Here is a 6,210-nt window from a genome sequence, read left to right as displayed (position 1 = left end):
CGGGGGACGCGGCGGGCGCCTCGGACGCCGTGGGGGGGGACGGCTTGTCGGTCATCGCTCTCCGATCAGCGGAGGGTCTGGGGCGGGAGGGGGACGGCCTGGCGGCGGACGTGGACCAGTCGCTGGCCGACCGTCACCGCGCTGGCCGCGGCGAGCAGCCAGAGCCCCGCGGCCAGGACGTACGGCACGCCGAGGCCGGACAGGCCGGCCGCGACCAGGCCCACCACCAGCCGCTCGGGCCGCTCGGCCAGGCCGACGTCGCAGGTCAGGCCCAGACCCTCCGCCCTGGCCTTGACGTAGGACACCAGCGCCCCGGCCACCAGGCAGAACAACGCGACCCCGGCCAGCACCCGCTGGCCGCTCAGCGCGAGCCAGACCGCCAGCCCCGAGAAGATCGCGGCGTCGCCGACCCGGTCCAGGGTCGAGTCGAGGAACGCCCCCCAGGTGCTGCCCGATCCGGTCATCCTGGCCATGACCCCGTCGAGGAGGTCGGCGAAGACGAAGAACGTGATCACCATCGTGCCCGCGAAGAGCTGGCCCCTCGGGTAGAAGAACAGCGCCGCGGCGACCGTGCCGAGCGTGCCGGCCGCGGTGACCGCGTTGGGGCCGACCCCCCGGTCGACGAGTGCCCTGCCCAGCGGGGTCAGGACGCGGGTGACGGCGGGGCGCAGAAGTTTCAGCATCGCGCTCCGATCGTAGGCCACCGGGCTCGGCGGCGCGTATCCGAAGCCCGGTGGGCGGATTGGGCGAGCCCTCTTGTGATATCCGCCACATGGGTATTTGGTGAACACACCGCGTCATCGAGGGTCGCCGGGTCCCTGAGCCCCCCGGGGACCCGGCGGTATCCGGACGCGGAGGCGGACCCCAGGGTGCGGCCGCGCGCGACCGCCCCCTTCGGCAGCGACACGGGAGGCGACATGGCGGAGAGATCGACCGGCGCATCGGGAGCCGCGGGCAGGGCGCCCGTGGCCGACCGGCCGGACATGGTGCGCAACGTCGTGCTGGTCGGCCACTCGGGAGCGGGCAAGACGACCCTGGTCGAATCGCTCCTGGTCGCCACCGGGACCGTCCAGCGGCCCGGCAGGGTCGAGGACGGCACCACGGTCAGCGACTTCGACGAGGTCGAGATACGGCAGCAGCGCTCGGTGAACCTCACCCTCGCCCCGATGCTCCACGACGGCGTGAAGATCAACTTGCTGGACACCCCCGGTTACGCCGACTTCGTCGGCGACCTGCGCGCGGGCCTGCGCGCGGCCGACGCGGCCCTGTTCGTCGTCTCCGCCACCGACGGCGTGGACGGCCTGACCCGGATGCTGTGGGAGGAGTGCGCGGCGGTCGGCATGCCGCGGGCCGTCGTCATCACCAAGATCGACCACCAGCGGGCCGACTTCGCCGAGGCGCTCGCCGCCTGCCAGGACGCGTTCGGTGACGGCGTGGCCCCGCTGTACCTGCCGGTGGTGACCAACGGCAAGGTGAACGGCCTGATCGGGCTGCTGACGCAGCGTTTCTACAACTACGCCACCGGCGCCCGGACCGAGAACGCCCCGGGCCCCGACTACCAGGAGCAGATCGACCGGTACCGCGGCGGCCTGATCGAGGGGATCATCCAGGAGAGCGAGGACGAGTCCCTGATGGACCGCTACCTCTCCGGCGAGGAGATCGACGTCAAGGTCCTCGTCGGCGACCTGGAGAAGGCCGTCGCGCGCGGCGGCTTCTACCCTGTCCTGGCCACCGGGACCGGCGTGGGCGCGGCCGAGGTCCTCCAGCTCATCACGCAGGGCTTCCCCTCCCCGCTGGAGCATCCGCTGCCGGAGATCACCACGATCGACGGCAGGCCGGTGGCCGACATCGCGTGCGACCCCGACGGCCCCCTGGTCGCCGAGGTCGTCAAGACCACCAGCGACCCCTACGTGGGCCGGATCAGCCTGGTGCGCGTGTTCTCCGGGACGCTGCGCCCGGACGCGACCGTGCACGTCTCCGGGCACGGCCTGGCCGACCACGGGCACGAGGACCACGACGTGGACGAGCGCCTCGGCGCGCTCTCCTGCCCGCTGGGCAAGCACCAGCGCCCCGCCCCCAAGGGCATCGCGGGCGACGTCGTCGCGGTGGCCAAGCTGGCCCGCGCCGAGACCGGCGACACCCTGTCCGACAAGGACCGCCCGCTGCTGATGACCGCGTGGACGATGCCGGACCCGCTGCTCCCGGTCGCGATCCGGGCCCGCTCCAAGGCCGACGACGACAAGCTCGGCCAGGCCCTCGGCCGCCTCGTCGCCGAGGACCCCACGCTCCGGCTGGAGAACAACCCCGAGACCAAGCAGCTCGTCCTGTGGTGCATGGGCGAGGCCCACGCCGACGTCCTGCTGGACCGGCTGAGCAGGCGCCACGGGGTCGTGGTGGAGAAGGTCGACCTGCGGGTGCCGCTGCGCGAGACCCTCGGCGGCAGCTGCCGGGTGGTGGGCCGCAACGTCAAGCAGACCGGCGGCCACGGCCAGTACGCCGTCTGCCACCTGGAGGTGGAGCCCCTCCCCCCGGGCTCCGGCTTCGAGTTCGTGGACAAGATCGTCGGCGGGGTGGTGCCGCGCCAGTTCATCCCGTCGGTGGAGAAGGGCGTGCGCACCCAGATGGAGCGCGGCGTGGTCGCCGGATACCCGATGGTCGACATCCGCGTCACGCTCTGCGACGGCAAGTCCCACTCGGTCGACTCCTCCGACATGGCCTTCCAGATCGCCGGGGCGCTGGCGCTGAAGGAGGCCGCCGCCAAGGTGCCCACCCTGCTGCTGGAGCCCGTCGACGAGGTGGCCGTACTGGTCGCCGACGAGCACGTGGGCGCGGTGATGTCCGACCTGTCCTCGCGCCGCGGCCGGGTCCTGGGCACCGAGCCGGTCGGGACCGGGCGCACCCTGGTGCGGGCCGAGGTCCCGCAGCTGGAGGTGACCCGCTACGCGATCGACCTGAGATCGATGTCACACGGCACCGGGACCTTCCGGCGCTCCTTCCTCCGCTACGAACCCCTCCCCTCCCACCTGGTCGACAAGGTGACCGCCTGACCGGTCCTCCGGGAGGCGCGGTCGTCCGCCTCATGCCTCCCGGAAAAGCACTCCCATAACACAAGCATCACGAATCGATTTCTTTTTTCCGGCTGGAGCATCGCGCCGCCGATGACACACTGTGTCCATGCGATCCGGACGACCACTGCTTGCAGCCGCCGCCCTCTCCGCCGCCACGCTGGGTGCCGCCTACACCTTCGGGCCCCAGGACGGGGCCGCCGCACCGCGGCGGGCCGCGAGCGCCCCGGCGCGGCCTCCGAGCTCGCCACCGCCACCACCGCGGCCGCGCAGTGCCGTACCGACGCCAGATACCCCAAGCGGCAGCTGCGCGGGATCTGGATCGCCACGGTGAACAACATCGACTGGCCCGTGCGCACCGGTCAGGCGGTCGCCCGGCAGAAGGCCGACTACGTCAAGCTCCTCGACAGCGCGGCCAAGCGCCGGATCAACGCGGTCTTCCTCCAGGTCCGCCCGGCCTCCGACGCGCTCTACCGGTCGGGTCTGGAGCCGTGGTCGAAGTTCCTGACCGGTACGGCGGGCAAGGACCCGGGCTGGGACCCGATGCCCTTCCTGATCGACGAGGCCCACAAGCGCGGCATGGAGTTCCACGCCTGGTTCAACCCCTACCGCGCGGCCTACGACACCGACGTGAGCGGGCTGCCGGCCTCCCATCCCGCGCGCGTGCACCCCGACTGGGTCGTCAAGCACGAGGGCCGCCTCTACTACAACCCCGGCCTGCCCGCGGTCCGCGACCACGTCACCGCCGTCATCAAGGACGTGGTCCGGCGCTACGACGTCGACGGCGTGCACTTCGACGACTACTTCTACCCCTATCCCGGCCGGGCACGAAGTTCAAGGACGGCGCCGCCTTCGCCAGGTACGGCAACGGCGCGAAGCTGGCCGACTGGCGGCGCGCCAACGTCAACAAGCTGGTCGCCCAGGTGGACGCGGCCGTGCACGCGACCAAGAGGCACGTGAAGTTCGGCATCAGCCCGTTCGGCATCTGGCGCAACAAGTCCAACGATCCGGCCGGGTCGGCGACCAGCGGCATGTCCGCCTACGACTCCATCTACGCCGACGCCCGCCACTGGATCCGCAAGGGCACGGTCGACTACGTCATGCCGCAGCTGTACTGGCCGCGCGGCTTCCGGGTCGCCGACTACGACGTGCTGATGCCGTGGTGGGCCAAGCAGGTCGAGGGCACCGGCGTGCACCTGTACATCGGCCAGGCCCTCTACCGCGTCGGGGCCACCGACACCCCGGCCTGGACCAAGCCCGGCGAGCTCCCCGCCCACCTCACCCGCAACCGCAAGTACCCCGAGGTCCGCGGCGACGTCTACTTCAGCGCCACGCAGGTCCGCACCAACCCGCTCGGCGCGATGGACCGGATCGCCAAGGCGCACTACGCCCGGCCGGCCCTGATGCCCCTGATCAAGGGCCTGGGCGGCGCGGCTCCGGCCCAGCCCTCCGGCGTCAGGCTCCGGGCGGCCGAGCTATCCTGGAAGTCCTCCTCAGGGGCCCGCGCCTACGCGGTCTACCGGGTCGCCTCCGGCGGCGTGGACGCCTGCTCCGTGGCCGACGCCCGCAACCTGGTGGCGGTCGTGCCCGCGGCCTCCGGCGCGCGCCAGAGCCTGCCGGTCTCCGGCGGCGGGACCTACCTCGTCTCCGCCCTGGACCGGCTGCACAACGAGAGCCCGGCCACCCGGGCGATCCTGCCCTGACGGGTGCGCCCGTCCCCTCCGGCGACGGGCGCACGGGCGGCCTTCCCTCGGCAAAATCCGCTTTCGATGGACCGGCGCGGGATCTTCCCCTACGGTGCGAGCAGTCGATGTGGGAACAGGGCCGCAGGGTCCGGGGAGGTCACCGGTGAGCCGTACGCTGCTCGCATTCGCGCTGCTCCTGAGCGTGCTGTGGCCGGGAGCGGCGCAGGCCACCGCCACCGCCACCGCCACCGTCGCCTCCGCCTCCGCCGACGAACGGGTGGTCCTGATCGGGGTGCCCGGCCTGCGCTGGAGCGACCTCAGCCCCGCGGGCACGCCCAACCTGTGGCAGCTGGCGGGGCAGAGCGCGGCCGGCTCGCTGTCGGTCCGGACGGTGGGCCGGGTGACCTGCCCCTACGACGCGTGGCTGACGGTCTCGGCCGGGATCAGGTCCGCCGTGGGCTACGGCTGCGGCCTTCCCCCGGTGCCCGAACCCGCCGACGGCGGCGGCGCGGTCATCCCCGGCTACGACTACCTGATCGAGGTCGCCGGGCAGCGCGGCTCCGGGACCCTCGGCGAGGCCGTGCACGCCGCGGGGGACTGCACGCTGGCGGTCGGCCCGGGAGCGGCGCTGGCCCTGGCCGACCGGACGGGGAAGGTGGACCGCTACGCGCCCTCCCCCGCCCAGATCCGGGCGGCGCCCTCACCGCGTGCCGGGTGGCCGCGGTCGACGTGGACGACCTGATCCGGCCCTACCTGGGCGACGGGCGGCTGCCCGCCGTCGAGGACGCCCTCACCCCCCAGGAGCGGGCGGACGCGCTGCGCCGGGCCGACGTCAAGACCGGCGCGGTGCTCAGCGCGCTCCCGGAGGACACCACCGTGCTGCTGGCGGGGCTGTCCGACCACGGTGCGCAACCGCACCTGCGGGTGGCCCTGATGCGCGCCGGGGCCGAGGCCCGGGACCGGTTCCTCGGCGCGGCCTCCACCCACCGTGAGGACGTCACGATCCTGCCGGACATCACGGCCACCATGCTCTCCGTGACCGGTGTCCCGGTGCCGCCATCGGTGGTCGGCACGCCCTGGACGGCGAGCGCGGGCCGTACCGGCGGGACCGCGGCGGCGCGGGCCGAGCTGCACGACGCCGACGTGGCCGGCCAGGCGATCCGCGAGATCGGCGGGGCCTTCTTCACCGCCCTCGCCGTGCTCCAGGTCGTCTTCTACGCCACCGCCTTCCTGCTGCTGCGCCGGGGGCGCGGGCTGGGGCGGGTACGGCTGGCCGCCCTCGTCCTCGCCTCGCTCCCGGTCTCGACGTACCTGGTCAACCTCACCGACTGGCACCGCGCCGGGAACCCGGTGCCCTCCCTGGCCGCGGGGATCGCGGTCTGCGCGCTGCTGCTGGCGGCGGCGGCGCTGGCGGTGCCCTTCCTCTGGTCGCGCTCGCGCGCGCTGACGGCCGCCGGGGA

5 protein-coding genes and 1 pseudogene are annotated in these 6,210 nt (G+C 73.3%); 5 read left to right on the top strand and 1 reads right to left on the bottom strand.

All coding sequences use genetic code 11. From position 1 onward, the window contains the following. Window positions 1-65: 65 nt before the first annotated feature. The gene (gene pgsA, locus ACWJ6R_RS28035) at window positions 66-683 is read right to left on the bottom strand and encodes a phosphatidylinositol phosphate synthase (RefSeq protein ID WP_449065100.1); all 618 of its coding nucleotides are present in this window, start codon (window positions 681-683) and stop codon (window positions 66-68) included. A 234-nt stretch (window positions 684-917) separates the two neighbouring features. On the opposite strand from pgsA, the gene ACWJ6R_RS28030 reads away from it, so the two are divergent. The 5 genes and pseudogenes from ACWJ6R_RS28030 to ACWJ6R_RS28010 form a co-directional block, all read left to right on the top strand. Next, on the top strand, window positions 918-3,047 hold the full coding sequence (locus ACWJ6R_RS28030; RefSeq protein WP_449065099.1) for an elongation factor G-like protein EF-G2: 2,130 nt from the start codon (window positions 918-920) through the stop codon (window positions 3,045-3,047). A gap of 111 nt (window positions 3,048-3,158) precedes the next feature. After that, window positions 3,159-4,025 (top strand): glycoside hydrolase family 10 protein, encoded by an 867-nt coding sequence (locus ACWJ6R_RS28025; RefSeq protein ID WP_449065098.1) that lies wholly within the window; start codon window positions 3,159-3,161, stop codon window positions 4,023-4,025. Then, window positions 3,944-4,768, top strand: coding sequence for a glycoside hydrolase family 10 protein (locus ACWJ6R_RS28020; protein ID WP_449065101.1), 825 nt, complete (start codon window positions 3,944-3,946; stop codon window positions 4,766-4,768). The genes ACWJ6R_RS28025 and ACWJ6R_RS28020 overlap by 82 nt, the downstream gene beginning before the upstream one ends. 145 nt (window positions 4,769-4,913) lie before the next feature. Next, a complete protein-coding gene (locus tag ACWJ6R_RS28015; RefSeq protein WP_449065097.1) occupies window positions 4,914-5,492 on the top strand; it encodes a hypothetical protein in 579 nt (192 codons plus the stop codon). Beyond that, window positions 5,465-6,210 (top strand): annotated as a pseudogene (locus ACWJ6R_RS28010) (hypothetical protein); the annotation flags it as partial. The gene ACWJ6R_RS28015 and the pseudogene ACWJ6R_RS28010, both read left to right, overlap by 28 nt.

Source organism: Planomonospora algeriensis (assembly GCF_977012225.1).
The sequence above is the reverse complement of the archived record's forward strand: the minus strand, read 5'-3'. Positions and strand labels throughout refer to the sequence as shown.

Coding starts and splice junctions, on each gene's coding strand:
- pgsA (WP_449065100.1), bottom strand. CDS start 683: ATGCTGAAACTTCTGCGCCCCGCCGTCACCCGCGTCCTGACCCCGCTG.
- ACWJ6R_RS28030 (WP_449065099.1), top strand. CDS start 918: ATGGCGGAGAGATCGACCGGCGCATCGGGAGCCGCGGGCAGGGCGCCC.
- ACWJ6R_RS28025 (WP_449065098.1), top strand. CDS start 3,159: ATGACACACTGTGTCCATGCGATCCGGACGACCACTGCTTGCAGCCGC.